This is a genomic window from Mesorhizobium sp. M1D.F.Ca.ET.231.01.1.1 (assembly GCF_003999155.2).
Classification (GTDB): Bacteria; Pseudomonadota; Alphaproteobacteria; order Rhizobiales; family Rhizobiaceae; genus Mesorhizobium.
Map to the genome: position 1 here is coordinate 25208 of NZ_RZOZ02000016.1, position 17403 is coordinate 42610.

At 64.7% G+C, this 17403-nt stretch carries 13 protein-coding genes; 5 read left to right on the forward strand and 8 right to left on the reverse strand.

Annotated elements, in window-relative coordinates; genetic code table 11:
- The first annotated feature begins 261 nt into the window (after positions 1-261).
- Positions 262-1146: a hypothetical protein gene (locus EN874_RS29425; protein ID WP_245513742.1), complete on the forward strand. Its 885-nt coding sequence runs from the start codon at positions 262-264 to the stop codon at positions 1144-1146.
- Between the two features lie 41 nt (positions 1147-1187).
- Here EN874_RS29425 and EN874_RS29430 read toward each other — a convergent pair whose 3' ends face one another.
- The 3 genes from EN874_RS29430 to EN874_RS29440 all read right to left on the reverse strand — a co-directional run bounded on the left by EN874_RS29430 (position 1188) and on the right by EN874_RS29440 (position 6067).
- Positions 1188-2711 (reverse strand): hypothetical protein, encoded by a 1524-nt coding sequence (locus EN874_RS29430; protein WP_127428469.1) that lies wholly within the window; start codon positions 2709-2711, stop codon positions 1188-1190.
- Positions 2712-2777: 66 nt separating this feature from the next.
- The gene (locus tag EN874_RS29435; RefSeq protein ID WP_245513744.1) at positions 2778-3773 is read right to left on the reverse strand and encodes a cellulase family glycosylhydrolase; all 996 of its coding nucleotides are present in this window, start codon (positions 3771-3773) and stop codon (positions 2778-2780) included.
- 134 nt (positions 3774-3907) lie between these two features.
- Complete coding sequence (locus tag EN874_RS29440) at positions 3908-6067, reverse strand: GumC family protein (protein ID WP_127428471.1); 2160 nt, start codon at positions 6065-6067, stop codon at positions 3908-3910.
- A 240-nt stretch (positions 6068-6307) separates the two neighbouring features.
- Here EN874_RS29440 and EN874_RS29445 point away from each other — a divergent pair, with 240 nt between their 5' ends.
- Together EN874_RS29445 and EN874_RS29450 are read left to right on the forward strand one after the other, a co-directional pair.
- A complete protein-coding gene (locus tag EN874_RS29445) occupies positions 6308-7720 on the forward strand; it encodes a lipopolysaccharide biosynthesis protein (RefSeq protein WP_127428472.1) in 1413 nt (470 codons plus the stop codon).
- Positions 7717-8811, forward strand: coding sequence for a glycosyltransferase family 4 protein (locus EN874_RS29450; protein ID WP_127428473.1), 1095 nt, complete (start codon positions 7717-7719; stop codon positions 8809-8811). Before EN874_RS29445 ends, EN874_RS29450 begins: the two co-directional genes overlap by 4 nt.
- Here EN874_RS29450 and EN874_RS29455 read toward each other — a convergent pair.
- Positions 8797-10272 (reverse strand): hypothetical protein, encoded by a 1476-nt coding sequence (locus EN874_RS29455; RefSeq protein ID WP_127428474.1) that lies wholly within the window; start codon positions 10270-10272, stop codon positions 8797-8799. The genes EN874_RS29450 and EN874_RS29455 overlap by 15 nt on opposite strands.
- 280 nt (positions 10273-10552) lie before the next feature.
- Here EN874_RS29455 and EN874_RS29460 point away from each other — a divergent pair, with 280 nt between their 5' ends.
- Entirely contained in the window at positions 10553-11710 is a 1158-nt protein-coding gene (locus EN874_RS29460) for a GNAT family N-acetyltransferase (protein ID WP_127428475.1), read from the forward strand.
- A gap of 124 nt (positions 11711-11834) precedes the next feature.
- Here EN874_RS29460 and EN874_RS29465 read toward each other — a convergent pair whose 3' ends face one another.
- The 4 genes from EN874_RS29465 to EN874_RS29480 all read right to left on the reverse strand — a co-directional run bounded on the left by EN874_RS29465 (position 11835) and on the right by EN874_RS29480 (position 15891).
- On the reverse strand, positions 11835-13061 hold the full coding sequence (locus EN874_RS29465; RefSeq protein WP_127428476.1) for an NAD(P)/FAD-dependent oxidoreductase: 1227 nt from the start codon (positions 13059-13061) through the stop codon (positions 11835-11837).
- Positions 13058-13738, reverse strand: coding sequence for a WecB/TagA/CpsF family glycosyltransferase (locus EN874_RS29470; protein ID WP_127428525.1), 681 nt, complete (start codon positions 13736-13738; stop codon positions 13058-13060). Before EN874_RS29470 ends, EN874_RS29465 begins: the two co-directional genes overlap by 4 nt.
- Before the next feature lie 615 nt (positions 13739-14353).
- A complete protein-coding gene (locus EN874_RS29475) occupies positions 14354-15139 on the reverse strand; it encodes an SDR family oxidoreductase (protein WP_127428477.1) in 786 nt (261 codons plus the stop codon).
- A gap of 17 nt (positions 15140-15156) precedes the next feature.
- Positions 15157-15891 (reverse strand): FCD domain-containing protein, encoded by a 735-nt coding sequence (locus EN874_RS29480; protein ID WP_127428478.1) that lies wholly within the window; start codon positions 15889-15891, stop codon positions 15157-15159.
- Positions 15892-16078: 187 nt separating this feature from the next.
- Here EN874_RS29480 and uxuA point away from each other — a divergent pair, with 187 nt between their 5' ends.
- Complete coding sequence (gene uxuA, locus EN874_RS29485; RefSeq protein ID WP_127428479.1) at positions 16079-17263, forward strand: mannonate dehydratase; 1185 nt, start codon at positions 16079-16081, stop codon at positions 17261-17263.
- Positions 17264-17403: the final 140 nt, after the last annotated feature.

Below are 17403 nucleotides of genomic sequence, written 5' to 3' on the forward strand. Positions count from 1 at the left end.
GGATCTGCCTGGGCAGTCCAGGAAATCGCGTGACGGTTCTGTCCAGAAATCACTCAGGAAGAAACATTAGTTAATTCTACAACTCTTAACTGCCGGAAAGGTTGTAAAGCTATCTTGCTGGTTGCGCGCAAGGAGCACGACATGGCATCGCCGAATACGGCCAGTAAAATTCGTATCGATGGCGGTGTAATTCGTTAGTAATCGATCGTCAGGATAATACGGAGCCGGACCATTTCCGGTGCCTTTTTTCTTGAGTCGACTATGGCGGTTCTCGGTGCATTTCCTCCCGGCGTCGGGTGCCGGCCTTTCGACGAGGGAGATTGGGCTGGCGTGGCGGACTGCCTGCACAGGGGCTTTCCGGAACGCAGCCACGGCTATTGGATAGAGGCGCTGACCCGCCTGTCGCGGCGGCCCGCGGTCGCCGATTTTCCGCGCTATGGATTCGTCCTCGAGAAGTCGGGCCGGATCGTCGGCGCCGTGCTGACGCTCTATGCCAGGCACAGGAGCGTGGACGGCGACGAAATCCGCTGCAATCTATCGAGCTGGTCCGTGGATGCGGAGTTCCGGCCTTATGCCAGCAGGATGATCGCCACGGTCATCATGCGCAAGGACGTGGTCTACACCAATATCTCGCCATCGCCGGGGACGGTGAAGCTCAACAAGGCATTCGGGTTTCGCCTGTTTTCCGGTGGACAGGTCGCCTTCTTTCCCGTCCTGAACGCGATGCAGCGGGCCGACCGCGTGCTGGTTGCGCGCGCGGAGCTCGCTGAAATGGCTGAGTTCACCGACAATGAAAGATACATACTACTCGAACATGCCGCGTTGGGCTGCCTGTCGCTGATCTGCGTGTGCGACGGCCTGGCGTTGCCCTTGGTGCTGAAGCCGCGCCGGATATTGCATGGTCTCATTCCGTGCTGCCAGGTAGTCTACTGCCGTTCCCACGCGGATCTGGCCCGGTGCGCCGGGGCCTTGGGGCGCTTTCTCCTGCGGCGCGGGCAGCTGCTTTGCCTCGTCGATGCGATGGCCCCGGTTCCCGGTCTGTCCGGCAGGTATTTTCCGAAAAAGGGGATCAAGTATTTCAAGGGCCCGAAATCGCCTTCGCCGGGAGACCTGACGTTCACCGAGATGGTGCTGTTCGGGTCCTGAACGAAGGCGCGAAGCCGGCCTTCAATCCAGCGATCCGAAGGTCAGCGCGCTGCTTCGGCTCTTGCCGCCGCGGCCGTGCGCCAGCGCGTTCCCAGCGAGACGCCCACCAGCAAAAGGCAGAAGGCGAGGGCGAGAGGGGAGTAAAACGCCTCCTCCTGCAGTACCGCGTTGGCCGAAATGGTGACGACGCCGACAAAGCCGAAGAGGAAATCCGGGTCGCCGGTCTGGATGAGCTGGCGCCGCAATGCCACGGCCAGCGCCGCCAGGAAGCCGAAGAAGACGAGGCTGCCGACGCCCATCTGGTAAAGCATGACGCCGACCGCGCTTTCGACCGGCACGGAGGCCGCACCCTCGGCCTGGGCACTTTGCCAATTGAGATTGATGCTCGTGCTCGACAGGTTGCCGCCGAGACCCAGTCCTTGGCCTAGCGGGTTAGCCAGGAAGTCGCGCATGCCGGCAATCAGGCCGAGGACGTGATAGTCGCCGTGCGTGGCGCCGTAGGCGATCGCCGCGGTCGTCCAGACCACGGCCAGGGCCATCACGGCCAGGAGCGTCAGGCCGGCGCGGGAAGGGCGGTAGATGAGCCGCGCGGCAATCGCGACGAAGAGCATGAAGGTCGCGCCCTTGGAGCCGATGACGAGCAGCAGCGGCAAGGCGGCGAGAGGCAGCAGCCATCGTCCCTTGAAGAGGAGCCAGGCCGAAATGATGCTCAAGGCGTAAGCATAGCTGATCGGATGGAAGTTCGGTCCGCCGATGCGGAAGACGCTGGGCAGGATGTCGTTGAACAGCGGCGTGTTGAAGAAGGTCGTGGTCATCACGTCCTCGATCCCACGGTAGACGAAACCCGTTTCCTGGAGCGCCTTCTCCCACACGCCGGTCTCGACCTGCCGCGATATGCTGCGCTCGACATACTGGTCACCATGGAAGAGGCCGAGGAAATCCATGGTGAAGGTCAGTTCCGCGTAGCCATAGACGATCGCGCCGGCGCCGAGCCAGAGCATGCTCTTGCGCAGGTCGACGGGATAGAGGCTGGCGGCAAGGACCGCGACGTGGAAGCAGGCGAGCGGCGTGATCGTGTTGCGGAAATAGACGACGGCATCCTTCGGGCCGCCGTGCACGACGCCGAGGGCGAAATAGAAACAGACCGTGCCGCAAAGCACCATGCTCAGCAGCAGCCATGGGCGCAACTCGGTCAGCGCGCGGACGCGGTACTGAAACGAGGCGACCAGGAAAATGCCAAAGGCCGTCATCAGGATGATGAAGTTGGTGCCGCGCAGCGCGTCGAAGGTGTCGTTGTCGGGGATGTAAGGGGTGAACCAGGCGACCACGAGGTTCTGGAAGAGAAAGGCGCAGATGATCAGCACCGGAACGCCCGAAGGCAACGCGTTGGCAACGATCAGCGTCAGCACGAAGGTCGCGGCGATCCCGAACGGCGTCCAAACGGCAAACGAGGAGACGGCCAGCGCAACGACAAGCAAGGCCATGCCGACATGCAGCAAGGTTTCGGGCGTATCGCTGCTCGTCATGCCCAGCCCGACAGGCGGATGTGCCTGTGTCGTGCTCATCCCTGGACTGCTCCTCCGATCATCGCTTGCCGCGGCAAGCCTTGCTGGCGCCCATCGTCCACGTCCTCAATCTCCAAGGAGCGCGGCGATCATCGAGCCGTCGAACCCTTCGACGCTCTGCCTGCTCCTGATAAAGCCGAAACCCTGGTCGAGCTCCCAATAGGTCCATGCCACATGGTTCGCCTCAGCCGCCTTGCGCACGGCGCGCACCCAGGACGCGCGGCTTTCGGCGTCAACGCAGAAATTGAGCACGCCGAATTCGTTCAGCATGACCGGGCAGCCGTGGGTCGTGGACCAGCGCGCCAGACCGGCGAAGTCCTGGGCGATCCGCGCCTCCGTCCAGGGCGCGGACAACTCGTCCTCGACCAGGTTCGCGGCCTCTTCGTCGCCCGCCGCGCGCAATCTGGAAAGCAACTGGTTCACCGATGCCGTTTCCCTGGCCGCGGGAAAGGGCAGGTTCGCGATGCGGGCGAGCGGCGAGGCATCCCAGTTCTCGCACTGATGGGTGAAAGCCATGGGCGCGTAGTAGTGAACGGCGGCAATCTGGTTGTCGTCGGCGAGCGGAGGCGTATCGGCGATTTCCCAGATGCCCTGAAACCGTGCCGGTCCCCAGACCAGCGTGTGGAGCGGACAGCTTGCTCGCAGCGTCGCGGCGATCCGTTCCCGCAACGCCAGCCATGCGCTCCGTTCCATGGGTGGCTCGTTCAATAGCTCCGGATAGACCGATTGCGCCGGCAGGTCGGCGACGACCACACGCAGGGCCGTCCAGGCCTGAAGCACCTTTTCGCCCGCGGCCTCGGGGTCGTTTCGGAAAGCCGCCACGAGCTCGCCCGAGGGATGCATGTCGAGGAGGACCGAAAAGCCGAAGCCGACAAGGTCCCCGATCCCGTTCTGGATCCGACGAAGCGTTGCCGGGTCGCCGCCGGAGAAGAGATCGGCGGTTACCGGCAGCCGGATCGTTTCGAACCCCGATTGGCGCAGCTTTTCAAGCGTGGCGGTGGCGGGAGCGGCTCCCCCCTCACGGTCGAGCCATCCCGGAAGATTGAAGCCGCGCGATGGCACACGGGCATCGGCCGTTGCCAGCGCGGCGGACCGCGGCAGAGGGAAGGTGGCGACAACGGCTCCGGCGGCAAGAACCAGCGCATGCCGACGCGACAGCTTGGGTGGCGATGTCATCGGTCCACCCCGTCCACTGGTTATCCCCGGGCGGCGGCGCTGCGGCGCTGTTCGCCGGCCGCTCGCGGCCCGTCGGTCGCCCCGGCCGGCTTCGCGCTGTCCGGAGCGACGACGAGAGTGGCGCTGCGGCCGATCTGGCCGGCGCCGAATTTCTGCGCGATGAGCCTGGCGGCTTCCGAAGGCTGCTCGGACGGGGCGAGCGCCACAAGCGCAAGGTCGGCTTTGGCGAAAAGGTCCGAATTCCAGCCGTTCTCATTGAACGAAGGCGCGATCACGAGCACGAAATCGAACGCGCTGCCGGCCTCAGCCAGGATGCCGCGGAAGGTGTCGCGATCCGCAACGCCGGGGCCTTTTTCCGCTACTGAGCTGCACACGACCGTCTGCAGGCCGGTCGCGCCGTCGATGAACAATCCTGCTCCCTCCGTCGTCGAGCTGGACAGGTGATCGCCGATCTCCACCATCAGCACATTCTGATCGGCCCGTTGCATGCCGATGCCCAGCATCGCGCCTGCGATCCGTGCCTCGAAACTGCTGCGGATCGAAGACACGAGGATGACAAAGGGTTTGCCATGGTCGTTGAGGTGCAGGATCATCTGCCGCATGATCTTCAGCACGTCGAGCGACAGCGTTTCGTTTCCGGTCTGGAACAACTGCTTCCTGATCGCCTTGATGTTGGAATAGGCGGTCCCGCCGGCGACGCCGGGGAGGCGGTATTCGCCGAGATTGGCCGGCATCGGCAACACCCGGGGGCTGGCAGGCGCGTCGCCCTTGCGGTCCGCGGCCGGTTCGGGCGCGACATCCTTCCGCGCCCGCGGACCCTCTTGCGGCTGCGGGATCGGACCAAGCGCCAGAGCGAGGCCGCATCCGGCGAGGAGCCCCAGAACCGCGCTCACCAGGAGAAGCAGAACCGGCTTCGGCCATGTCGGCTGCACAGGCGGCGAGGCGACGCCGATCTTGCGCGCCTCGGAGGTCTGCACGCCCTGCATCTGCGAGGTTTCCTGCGCGCGCTTGAGGTAATCGTCGAGCACCGCGCGGGCCGCCTGGGCCTTCGATTCCAGCTGCCTGAGCTGCACCTGCGCGACGTTCGAGTTCGTCGACTGCTGGCGCAGGGCTTCGAGCTTGTCCTGCAGCTTCCCGACATTCTGCACAGAGAGGTCGTAGCTGGCCTTCAACTGCTGCCTTATGCGATCCGCCTCGGCGGCCATCAGCCGCTTCATCCGCTCCAGTTCGGACTGGAGCCGCCCAATCGCCGGGTGACGCGGCCCGTACATGGTCTGCAGGCTGGCAAGCTCGGCGGCGCGCTGATTGTAGTCGTCGCGCAATTTGATGGCGGAGGTGGAGGTCAGGATGTCCGCAAGCTTGGCGAGCCCGGCCGGCGAATTTCCCGCAGCCAGCGCCTGGTTGTAGCGGTCCTTGGCCTGATCGGCGTCGCCCTGGGCGGCGATCAACTGCGTCGTGAGCTGATCGAGCTGCGACTGCAGCGTGCCGCCATCCGTCGAATTCACGATGTTGTGCTTGGTCTTGAAATCCTCGACCGCCCGCTCGGCGTCGCTGACGGCCTTCTGCAAGCCGGAGATCCTGTCCGTGAGCAGCGAGTTCACGTCGCTGTTGGCGGTCTCGCGTTCCCCCACGAGGCCTGCCCGGTACTGGTCGACGATGGCATTGGCGATGCGCGCGGCCTTTTCCGGCGACGGCGAGGTGAAGCTGACATTGATGACGTAGGTCAGCCCTTCGCGTTCCACGGATACCCTGCTCTGGAAGCGCTTGAAGGCGGCGTCCTGCGGCGAGCCTGCGCCGGCTCCAAATAGCGACAGCAGACGCGACGCCAGGCCGGCGCCGGCGAATTCCGGATCGCTGTCGAGCTTCTGGCTCTTGAAGACGGCGCCGAGCAGGTCAGGCGACTGGATGACGAAGACCTGGCTGGCGATGGCGGCGCTGTCGGAGCCGATCCCCGGAAGCACGTTGTTGAAATTGGTCGCGCGCGTGTCGCGGGGGTCGATCAGTATCGAGGCCGTTGCCGTATAGCTCGGCTTGGTCACCGCAAGATAGGATAGCGCCAGCAGCAATGCCGCGCCGGCAACGGCAAGCACCATCAGGCGACGCGCCCAAAGAATGCCCCATACGGCACCTATGTCGAACAGCGGCGGAAGAGGGCGCTCGTCGATCCTGGCTGGCTTCATCAATTTTCCTCGTTGAGAGCCGCAACCTCACGCCCTCACTCGTCTCCACATTATTAAGGATTATCGTTAGCCATCCGTTAAGGGTGGCGGCGTGACGATGCGTTCGGCGCGGGCGCTGCCGGTAACCATGCGAAGCGTTCGCGCTGGCGCGATTGCGGCATTTTGCTTATGCAGGATAGGGTTTTGAGCGTCGTCGTAGGTGCGGGGTAGGCCCATCGCCGATCGTCTCAGGAGGCGACGTTGAAGGACAATTCAGGGGACCGCGAGGCCGCCCAGGGGGCAGCGGCCAGCCCGGCGACCGACATGCGCATGTCGATCACAGCCCTCGCCAAAAGCGGCGCCCTGGCCGGCATCATCAAGCTTGCCAGCGCGGGCCTGTCCTTCCTCATGTTCGTGGCCGTGGCCATGGTGACCAACGAACGCGAGTTCGGCCTTTACAGCGCCACCTATGCCGGCGCGAGCCTGGTTTCTTTCTTCGCTTCGGTAGGCCAGCAGAGCACCGTGCTCAGGTTCTGGCCTCAATACGCCGGCTTGGGCGACCTCGGCTCGGCTCACGGGCTGATGGCGCGCGCCATTCTCGTGGCGCTGGCCGGGCTTTTCGGCACCAGCCTGCTCATCATCATGGTGGGCTTCCTGCCCTTCATCGGCAGGGGGACGCCGGAATGGCTGCCGCTGTGCGTCGCGGCCGCCGTGCTGTCGTTCTCGCTCGGCTGGTCGGAGTTCACCTCCGGCGCCTTCAGGGCCAAGAACGCGCTGATATCCGGCCTGTTGCCGCGGGACATTATCTGGCGCGCGACGACAATTGCCGCCGTTGCGGCACTGCGCTTCATGCATGTGAAGATCGACGCGGTCGCCGCGACATATCTGACGGCACTGCTGCTCATCCTCTCGGTCGTCCCGCAGACAATTGTCCTGGTGCGCGACACGGCGCGGGCAGATCGCGGTGGTCTCACGGAAGGGCAAAAGCAGGAATTCAAGACCGTGACGCTCGGCCTGTGGGGCGTCACCTCGCTGCCGCCCGCACTCGGCCAGGTCAGCACGCTGCTGGTGGCGATGATTCTCGGGCCCGAGGCGGCTGGCGCGATCTTCGTGGCGGACCGGACAACGCGCTTCGTGACCCTTGCCCTCAACGGCATGAACCAGGCGCTGGCGCCGCAGATATCGGCCGCCTTCTACAGCGGCGACAGGGCCCACGTTCAGCGCATCACCAGTCTCGCCGCGCTCGGCGGCTCCGCCATTGCGCTGTGCGTGCTGGCGACGTTCTGGATATTCGGCAACTTCATCCTGTCGATATTCAATCCGGCCTATGCGACGCCGACCATGAGAGCGACGCTCGTCATCTTCGGCATAGGGGCGACGTTCGGCACCGCCTGCGGCCCGATCGAAATCCTGTTGCAGTTGACCGGTCTGCAGCATGCGCTGTTCAAGGTGCTGGTCGTCGTCAATGTCGTCGGGCTTTGCGTGACGGCGGTGGCGACCTACTGGCTCGGGCCCATCGGCGCGGCGCTCAGCATTGCCGCAACCGTCATCGCATGGACGGCCTTCGGGGTATTGATCGCCCGGCGCAGAATCGGCATCAACCCGTCGATCCTCGGCTTGTCCCTGGACAGCATCGGGCTCGTGCCGCATGCCCTGCTGAAGGGGCGCACGTGAAGATCGTCCAGGTGCAGACCCAGGCGGAGGCGGCGGGGGCGCAGCGCATCTCCGACATGGTGGGCGAGGGGTTGCGGGCGCGCGGGCACGGGGTGCGCACCGTTTTCATGTATCGCAAGACCGAAGCCTATGACCGCGATCCCCATGCGGATTTCATCCTGACGGAATGTCCGCGCGGATTGCCCGGGCAGATCCGGGCGACCATCGGTCTCGCGCGGTACCTGCGTGCGGCACGCCCCGACGCCGTCATCACCTACCAGCACTATGGCAATATCTTCGGCACGATCGGCGCCCGGCTGGCCGGCGTCAGGCACATCGTCGCAAACCAGAGCGGCGCCCCGCACAGCAAGGGCGTCATGGGTCTGCTCTCCCAGATCGACAAGCTGATGGGCACCGTCGGCCTTTACCAGGCGAACGTCGTCAATTCCGGCTGGACGGAAGCGCAGTTCGATCGATATCCGCAATCCTATCGGCGGCGTATGCGCCGCATCGATCACGGCGTCCCCGTACCGGGCGAGGAATTCGACAAGGCGGCGGCGCGTGCCGCCTTCGGCCTGCCGCAGAGCGTGTGGCTTGCCGTGTCGTCCGGCCGGCTGACGCGCATGAAGAACCAGATCGCGCTTGTCGGAGCGCTCGAGCGACTGCCCGCCGTCCATGTCGCGCTCGCCGGCGCGGGGCCGGAGCGCGAGGCGCTCGTCGCCTTTGCCGAAAGCCGCGGCGTCGCCGACCGCCTGCATCTCGTCGGCGAGGTTCCGCCGGCGCGCATCTTCGAATTCCTCGCGGCCGGCGACGCCTATGCGTTTCCGTCGATGACGGAAACCTTCGGCCTCGCCTGCGTCGAAGCGGCCATCTCGGGCCTGCCGGTCGTTGCCAGCAACCTAGATGTCATGCGCGAGGTGCTGACCGCGGAGGACGGCTCACCTGCCGCGCTGTTCGTCGACGCCGACGCCACCGGCATGGCCAGCGGGCTTGGCGATCTGGTCGCGCGGCCGGAATTCAAGGCCGGGCTTTCGGCGGCGGGACGGCGGCTGCGGGAGAAATATTCGCCGGCCAGGATGTGCGCAGGCTACGAGGCGCTACTTCTTGCCTGATCGCTTCCGCACCGCGGCGATCCCGTCGATCACCTCGAGGCGGCCCGCCCGGTTGAGCGTATGGATCTTCGGATAGGGCCAGTCGCCGGCGGCATCGATCGGCCGCGGCGCCGACAGCCGCACCGCGTGCCGGTTGAGTTCCAGCAGCTCGGATAGGCCCAGCCCGCCGCCGTAACCCAGCGTTCCGTCCTGGACGGGAAGAAGGACGCGACCCTCGCGGTTGCGGACGAAGGCGCCGCCGGGGCGAGCCATGCGATGGTCGATCAGGATCGGGTTCGCCGGATGCGGCCGCCACGGACCGGTGAGCGCGGGAGCCGAGAAAACCACCAGCGTGTCGGAAGTGCTTCCATGGCCGTCCCGATCCGTGGCGAACAGCCAGAGCATGCCTTCATGATCGAACAAGGTGGCATCGGAAATCTCGCCTTCGACCAGCACGGTCTCAGGCACCCAACGGTCCGGGAAGCCGGAGGCGCGGTAGAGCTTCAGCCTGCCGCCGGTGCTCGCCTCCGGCAGCATCCAGATCACGCCGTCGCGCTCGAACACTTGCGGGTAGGAGAGGTGGTGGGCCTCCTCTAGCACGACCCGGGGGTTTTCAGGAACGCCGCTTGAATCGAACGCGACAACGGAGATGACGGCCTTGCCGATCGCGTGCGGATAGTCCTCGACGAACACGAAAGGCCGGTCCTGCCACCAGAAGGGGAACGGGTCGGCGTAGAAATGATCGCCGAGGTCCGGCAGCACCGACCAGCCGGTGCCGAGCCTGCCCGTGTCGGCGACGCCTGGTGCATCGGTGAAGCGATAGCCGACACGCCAATGCGCGTGGCGGAAGCGTGCGCGCCTGAGCGCTTCCCGGCCAAGCCGCGGCAGTGCCGCGCCGAGATAGGCGGATGTGAACCGGCTTCGCCCGCCACCACCATGAATTTCAGCAACGGCCTCCCGTGGCAGCTGGTCCGCGGCGAACGCGCGAGCGAGCGACTGCACCAGCGTGATGGCGCGGGCGAATACATCCTCGGTGCCGAGCGCCGCGGATTCGCGCTTGTCGACCATCGGCCGCGCCTGGCCCACCACCGTCTTCCTGTCGAGCACGGCCTCGATCAACGGCAGCCTGCCAGCCGCGACGGCAATGGCCGCCTGGAGATCGGCGCTGGATCCGTCGAAGCGAAGGCCGATGGTCGGAACAGTCGACAGGGCAGCATCGCCGGCAAGGTCGAGCCTCAGCGCGGCAGGGCGGTGGCCGGGCCGCGCCTGGATCGCTTGCACAGCGGAGCCGAGAAGGGGCCCGCGCCGACGGAAAAGACGTTGTTCGAACCGGAAGGCGGCGTTTGCCACGGCCGGCCAGCTTGCAGGCCCGGGCTGATGCAGAATGGCGACATCGTGGCCGTCCGCCTCCAGCCGCTCGATGGCGACCTGCTGCCAATGGCGGGGCGCCGATTGCGGAACGATGACCTCGATCGCCAGCATGTCTTCCCGCGACTACGTGCTGTTGGGATTTCGACAATGGGGAACGAGAGACTGGCTGAAAATGCTTACATCGAGGTTACGTGCGAGGTCCGACTTCGCCGGCCACGGGATTTCTTGCCTTGCGATACCGAACCGGTCTTTTGGCGGACGCGCCTGATCCCTGTGCAACGCAAGATTAGCACTTTGCGCATATACCAAGATTCCAACAATCCCGGCGATCGATCTTGACCTGAGACGCAAGACGTCGTCGATAAGCCGCAGTCCCGCCGGTTCGGATCACATGTTTGAAGTCACTGCCGAGGATGCGTTCGATTTCCGTTCGACGGAATACGCCGAGCTCTTCGCCAGTTCGGCGGCGACCGCTTTTCAGCATCCGATTTGGCTGGCGCAGCTCTATGAGAGGCTCGTGCGCCAAGGCGGCGCCACGCCGCTGATCGTCGTCGTGCGCGCCCGTGCAAGCGGAAAGCTCGCGATGGTCCTGCCTCTGGTGAGGCGCCGGTACACGCTGCTGAAGGTCGTGGAATTCGCGGATATGCGGGTTTCGGACTATGTCTCGCCCGTCGCCGACGAGGAGACGTTCTCCCGCATCCTTGCCGACCACAGCACGGTCGCCGCCATCCGCAGGCATCTGCGGCCATACGATCTGCTGCGCATCGGCAAGCTGGCGGACCGCTCGCTGGCGATGGAGCGCCTGCTTGGCGTCGACAAGCGCGACAGCATGGGCATGAGCGCCTATACCAGCAAGCTGGAGCCGACATTCGCCGGCTGGCGCGAGCATCGGCTGGACCAGTCCTATCGCAAGGAGCTCGATAAGAAATCCCGGCAGCTCAACCGGATGGGCGAGGCACGCTTCGAATGCGTCGACGGTCCGGCCGCCATCCGCACGACATTCGATGCACTCAAGCTCTATCGCGGCAAACGCTTCGACGGCAGCAACGGCCCCGCCGATCTTTTGCAGCTGCCTTCCTATTTCGATTTCTACCTGGCCGTTGCCGATGAAGGGCGCGGCGGCTTCGCCCGCACCTACGCATTCTGGATGAACGGCCGGGCGATCGCCGGCGCGCTCGGGCTCGAGCACCGCGGCTCGCTGCTGGTCATTCTCGGCGGCTTCGACGAGGCCGGCTACAGGAAGCAGTCGATCGGCAGCCTGATGTTCGAGCAGATCGCCCGCGACTGCATCGAGCGCGGCGACCACTATCTCGATTTCACCATCGGCGACGAGCCCTACAAGCGCGTTTTCGGCGGCCGGCCTTCACCGATGTGGCAAGTCTACCGGGCGGGGAGTCCGTTCGGCTATGCGGCACATCTGACGGTGGAGAAAATGCCGGCGGCCAAGGCGCTGGCTCGGCGCATCCTGGAGGCGGCGCATGTCAGGAAGGCCAAGCCGTCTGCCGTTATGGTGCAGCCGGCCCCCGATGAGGCCGCAGAGTCGTCCTGACATCTGGAAGATCGAAGCGCGCCGGGTCCCTGACACGCATTCAAAATGCTCCCCGCGGTCCCAAAACCGGACCGGGCAGGTTGATGCAAGGACGGTTTTCGACGTGCCGGCCGATTGGCCGCGATCAGGTGACGGCTTCGACTCGCGGCCGCTTGAGACCGCGCAGCCTGGCGGCGAAGCTCGGGCTGAACTTGTCGATCTCATGCAGGATGCGGCGGCGGCTGAAGTGAGCCTGCCGGCGCGCCCGCCAGCGCAGGTCGGTGTCGATGGTCAGGCTGCGGCGGAAATTCGCCAGCTCTAGCCCCCGCTCGTCCATCGCCAGCTTCATGGGATCGTCATAGAAGGTGGCGATCTTTGCCGCCGCCATGCCGGGCGAGGCCATCCACTGCGGCACGTGCACCATGCACAGGCGCTCCACATCGGTAAGCAGCCGGCTGACTCCTGTTCCAGCGGCCGGACAGGAGGTCTGGTAGGCGTCTCCGATCAGGACGACGCCGTCGCGCTTGCAATTTTCGGCGACGGTGATGTCGGTGAGCCAGCTCGAGACACGGTCGATGACCTCGAAGTCGCCGAATGTCTTGAGAAGTCCGGGAAGCGTTTCGATGAGCGTTTCGCGGGGACGGTCGCGCAGCGCCTTGACCCAGGGGTCGGTGTGCTCACGGAAGACAAAGAGATTGGCGCGGGTGACCCCGCCGGCCGGGAAAAAGTTCAGGTAGTCGATCCCGTCGGAGACGCGTTCGCCGTAATAGGTCAGCGCCGGATGCTTGAAGGCGCTTGCGCCCGCCGGCCGGACATTGAAGCCGAAAGTCAGCGATTGCCGCTGGTGGACGAATCGGCGCTCGATGCCAACGTCACGCCGCAGGATGTCCCCCATACCGGTGGCGAGCACGAGCAGGCGAGCCGTCACATCCGGCTGCCCGATGATCGACACACGCTGCCGCTCCGGCCCGGCTTCCACCGCGTTCACCCTGCCAGCGACGAAGCGCACAGTGTTGGGTAGTTCGGCCCGCATCGCCGCGACGAGGTCATCGTAGAAGATGCCGTAGTGGCGGGCGCGCGTGCGATCGAGCACCCGCCCCTTGCGCACGTTGACGATCTCGTCGAATGCCGCGGCCGCCGCGGAAAGACTGTCGAGAAGGCCGATCCGGCGCAGCTTGTCGATCTGGTCGCCGGCGATCTTCTCAACGCGGAACTCGCGCGGAAAAACCGGGTGGCGGTCGATCAGCGTGACATGGTAGCCCGACCGCCCGAGCAAGGTCGCGGCGAGCGTTCCCGAGAGCCCGCCGCCGACGATGGCGATCTCCGTATCGGTTCCCGCCGGCAGCGGACGAAGCGATTGTTCGGCGGTCATTGCGAATACCTCAAGAGGACATAGAGGGCACGGGGATTGGTGGTGAAGTAGCGCCAGAAGAGCCGGCGCGGTTCCATCAGCATGCGCCACAGCCACTCGAAGCCGGCCTTCTGCACCCAGAGCGGGGCGCGGCGGACCTTGCCGGCGATATGGTCGAAGAGTCCGCCGGAGGTCTTGATCACGCCGACATTCGAGAGCCGCGACGCAAAATCGCGGACAAAAATCTGCTCGCGCGGCACGCCGAGACCCAGCCACAATATGTCCGGCGCAAGGGCGTTGATCTCATCGAGCTTCGTTTCGAGCGCTTCGCCGGTGAGATAGCCGTGGCTGTGGCCGACGATGCGCAGGCGCGGATAACGGGCCCTGATGGCGGCCACGGCCTTGGCGTTCCCGGCCTCGGTCGATCCCAGCAGATAGAAGGTCGCCGCCTCGTTCTCGGCGAGCTTTGCCACGTCGTGGAACAGATCGGTGGTGGCCACGCGCTCCGGCAGCGGCCTGCGGCACAAAAGGCGCGAGGCAAGGACTAGCGGCTGGCCATCGGCGAAGATCTGGTCGGCCTCGCGGAAGAGGGCGGCTATCTCGGACTTGGCGCGCGCCTGGGCGATGACCTCGCCGTTGGCGGAGGTGAAGTAATACGGGCGGCTGCCATGGCGGTGTTGCCGCGCTGCGGCGATCATCAGCCGGGCGGCGCCTTGCCGGTCGATCACAGTGACGGGCAGCCCGCCAAGCTGAACCGTCGGCAGTGCAGGCAGGTCCTGCCGGGAAGGTGCTGCTTCCAGCTTCGCCACGGCACTCACGCTGGTATGCCCAGTCCAAGTCTGATGCTGCAACCGGGGGAAATGAGAGGTCTCATGCTTCGCGGGCGTCAAAGGTTGGCTGGGATAGAGCGGATCCGGTCCGCCGGTCGTAGCGCCGTCTTGTTCAAAATCCTTTTTTGAATTCCCTAAAACTTTTCGCATAGGAGAAGTCGCCCCACTCTCCGATATTCAAGCTACCCCCTTCATGGGCACCATACGTAAAAAAATCAAAAAGTTAAGCGATACGTTAATAGTTAGTTAATAAATAAAATTTGAATCAAAATATAAACTATTGCAATTCTTTTTACCCAACTTCGGCTTGTTCTTTTATCGAACTGAAGTTGTATTTTCTTGGCGAGTCATGAGGTTCGCCTGTCGCTGATCGCAGCTACGTTGCCATGTCCATGGGCGGCTGATCCCCTCGGATGATCGCTGGCGGTCGACAATTGTCAGGATGCAGACGCGGGCGGCGGCGCAACGCCGAACTTCATGAGCCTACTTCACGCCTATGCCGGCGGTCAGGCCGCCGTCTATCTTGTAATCCGCGCCGGTGCAGAAGCTCGCCTTGGCGGAGCACAAAAAGGCGATGAGCTCCGCCACTTCCTCCGGCTCGCCGATGCGGCCAAGCGGATGCGCCGCGCCGAAGCGCCTGTAGGCTTCCTCGACATCGGCGTCGCTGCCGTTTTCGCCGCGCGCTGCCTTCTCCAGGATCGGCGTGCGGATCGAGCCCGGGCTGACCGAATTGACGCGAATGGCGACCGCCGCGTAGTCGAGCGCCAGCGAACGCGTCAGCGTGTGGATGGCCCCCTTGGTCGTGGCATAGGCGGCGACGTTCTGCTGACAGGCGAAGCCTTGCACCGAGGCGACATTGACGATGGCGCCGCCACCGCGGCGGATCATTTCGGGGATACCGAAATGCGCCGTCAGATAGATCGAGCCGACATTGACCGTCATCGCCCGGTTCCAGGTTTCCCAGTCGGTCGTCGTCGCGGTCCCGTACGGATGGACGGCCGCGGAATTGACAATCACGTCGAGGCCGCCGAAGCGCTCGACGCCGGCCGCGACGGCGTCGCGGACCTGGTTGGAAACGGAGACGTCGGTGTCGATGACCAGCGCGCCGGCTTCGGAGTTTTCGAATTCGGCCCTCATCGCCGCGTTGGCCGAGCGGTCGATGCCGCAGGCGATGATCGCCGCGCCTCCCGCCGCGAGACGCCTGGCGGTTGCAAGACCGATTCCGGTCGTCCCGGTCACCAAGGCCACCTTGCCATCGAAATCCTTCATTGCGGGAGCTCCTTCAGTCACGTGTCCGAAGCCGGCTCTTCCGGCAGGAATCGCAGGGCGAAATCGAGGTGACGGCTCACCAGGTAGGCGTAGGCCAGCCTGTCGCGTGCGCGAAGCGCGGCAATGATCTCGCCATGCGCGGCGCGCGTGTCGTCCAACACCGGGCGCATTTCCTTGCCGATGGCCATGATCCGCAGGATCACCGGGGAAAGGAAGGAATACATGTCCGTCAGCATGCGATTGTCCGCCAGCCCGATCAGCGCCATGTGAAAATTGAAATCGTTCTTGGCGGCCTCCTCGATCGAGCGGCTCTCGACGATCCGGGCATTGATTTCGTCGAGCGCATCGATCTCGGCGTTCGTGGCACTGAAAACGATGTGGTCGCCGATGCCGACTTCGATGATGCGCCTGAAGCCCTGGATGTCGGCGAAGGACGAGCGCGAGACATCCATGTGCGCGGCGAAGAAGTTCTGGATGGCGATGCTCTGCCCGTCGGCGAGCACGGCGCCGACGCGGGGCTTGGGCTCGATCAGCCCGTAGGTGCGGATGGTGCGCAACGCCTCGCGCACCGTGTTGCGGCTGGCGCCGGTGATCTCGCTGAGCTCGCGCTCCGTCGGCAGCACGTCGCCGACATTCAGCTGCCGCGCGCGGATGAGGTCGAGGATCCGCTCGGCGGCGGCGTCGACCGCCGAGCTGCCGCCGGCGCGGCTGTCGGCGCCATTGTCGCGCACGGCATGGACGTTTTCCGGCATCGATCCTCCTAATTTGTTGGACCACAATATCGCAAGGTTTGGAGAAAACAACTGACTTTAGGACACTTCAGGGTCGAAACTGCGCGCATTCCCGTTAGGCGAAACCAGCTCCGCGAGCGCGGAAATTTAATTGACTCACATTGTGGTCCAACAATACGTTGCGGCTTTCTCGAAAAGGAAAGCGGCGATGGAACAGTGCTGGCGTTGGTATGGTCCGGACGATCCGGTGACACTCGATCACGTCAAGCAGGCGGGGGCGACCGGCGTCGTCTCGGCCCTGCACGACATCTATGACGGACGCGCCTGGCCGCTGGAAAACATCCTGGAACGCAAGCGCATCATCGAGGCGGCGGGGCTGATCTGGTCGGTCGTCGAGAGCATTCCCGTCCACAATTCGATCAAGATCGGCGCGCCGGAACGGCTCCGTTATGTCGGCTTCTACAAGGACACGATCCGCACGCTGGCCAAGGCCGGCATCGCGACGATCTGCTACAATTTCATGCCCGTGGTCGACTGGACCCGCACCGATCTGGCCTACCGCCTTCCGACGACGGGCTATGCGTTGCGCTTCGACGCGATCGATTTCGCGGCTTACGACCTGTTCGTGCTGAAGCGCGGGAATGCCGAGGCCAGCTACAGTGCCGCGCGCATCGCGGAGGCGGAAGCGCGATTGAAGGAGTTCGGCGACGACAAGATCGACAGGATCGAGCGCAACCTCATCGCCGGCCTGCCCGCCACCGAACGCAGCTACAACCGTGACAGTTTCCGCGAGGCCCTGGCCGAATACGATGCAATCGGGCCAAAGGAATTGCGCGGCAACCTCGCCTGGTTCCTGCGCGAGATCATTCCGGTGGCCGAGCAGGAAGGGGTGCGCATGTGCATCCATCCCGACGACCCGCCCTTCTCGCTCTACGGGCTGCCGCGCATCGTTTCGACGGCCGAGGACGCGCGCTTCATCCTTGGCGCCGTCGACAGCCCGGCCAACGGGCTGACCTTCTGCACCGGCTCCTACGGCGCGCGCGCCGACAACGACATCGTCGCCATGGTCAAGGAATTCGCCAGCCGCATTCATTTCGTCCACCTGCGCAACGTCACCATCGAGGATGACGGCTCCTTCCATGAAGCGGAGCATCTCGAGGGCGGCACCGACATGGCGCATGTCATCCTTGCCCTGATGCGGGAGGAGACACGGCGCCGCGCGGAAGGCCGCGCCGACTGGCGCATTCCGATGCGACCCGATCACGGACATCTGCTCGCCGACGACATCGGCAAGACCAGGATCAATCCCGGCTACTCGCTGATCGGCCGGCTGAAGGGCCTCGCCGAGCTGCGCGGCATCATGCGGGCCGTGGAGCGGTTCGATCTGGCTTGAGGCTACGGCTGGGAGGAGCGGCCGTTCCCGCTTTTTGCTTTCGCAGACCTTCGGTTCGGAATCATGCTCTAACGTTGGGCGCGTGCCAGGATTACCGCTCCAGGCAGATCGCCACGCCCTGGCCGCCGCCGATGCAAACC

Bases quoted from the DNA above. Each gene is read 5' to 3' on its own strand.
- EN874_RS29455 (WP_127428474.1), bottom strand. From the start codon at position 10,272: ATGCTGGCGATCGAGGTCATCGTTCCGCAATCGGCGCCCCGCCATTGG.
- EN874_RS29465 (WP_127428476.1), bottom strand. From the start codon at position 13,061: ATGACCGCCGAACAATCGCTTCGTCCGCTGCCGGCGGGAACCGATACG.
- EN874_RS29470 (WP_127428525.1), bottom strand. From the start codon at position 13,738: ATGATCGCCGCAGCGCGGCAACACCGCCATGGCAGCCGCCCGTATTAC.
- EN874_RS29425 (WP_245513742.1), top strand. From the start codon at position 262: ATGGCGGTTCTCGGTGCATTTCCTCCCGGCGTCGGGTGCCGGCCTTTC.
- EN874_RS29475 (WP_127428477.1), bottom strand. From the start codon at position 15,139: ATGAAGGATTTCGATGGCAAGGTGGCCTTGGTGACCGGGACGACCGGA.
- EN874_RS29480 (WP_127428478.1), bottom strand. From the start codon at position 15,891: ATGCCGGAAAACGTCCATGCCGTGCGCGACAATGGCGCCGACAGCCGC.
- EN874_RS29440 (WP_127428471.1), bottom strand. From the start codon at position 6,067: ATGAAGCCAGCCAGGATCGACGAGCGCCCTCTTCCGCCGCTGTTCGAC.
- uxuA (WP_127428479.1), top strand. From the start codon at position 16,079: ATGGAACAGTGCTGGCGTTGGTATGGTCCGGACGATCCGGTGACACTC.
- EN874_RS29460 (WP_127428475.1), top strand. From the start codon at position 10,553: ATGTTTGAAGTCACTGCCGAGGATGCGTTCGATTTCCGTTCGACGGAA.
- EN874_RS29430 (WP_127428469.1), bottom strand. From the start codon at position 2,711: ATGAGCACGACACAGGCACATCCGCCTGTCGGGCTGGGCATGACGAGC.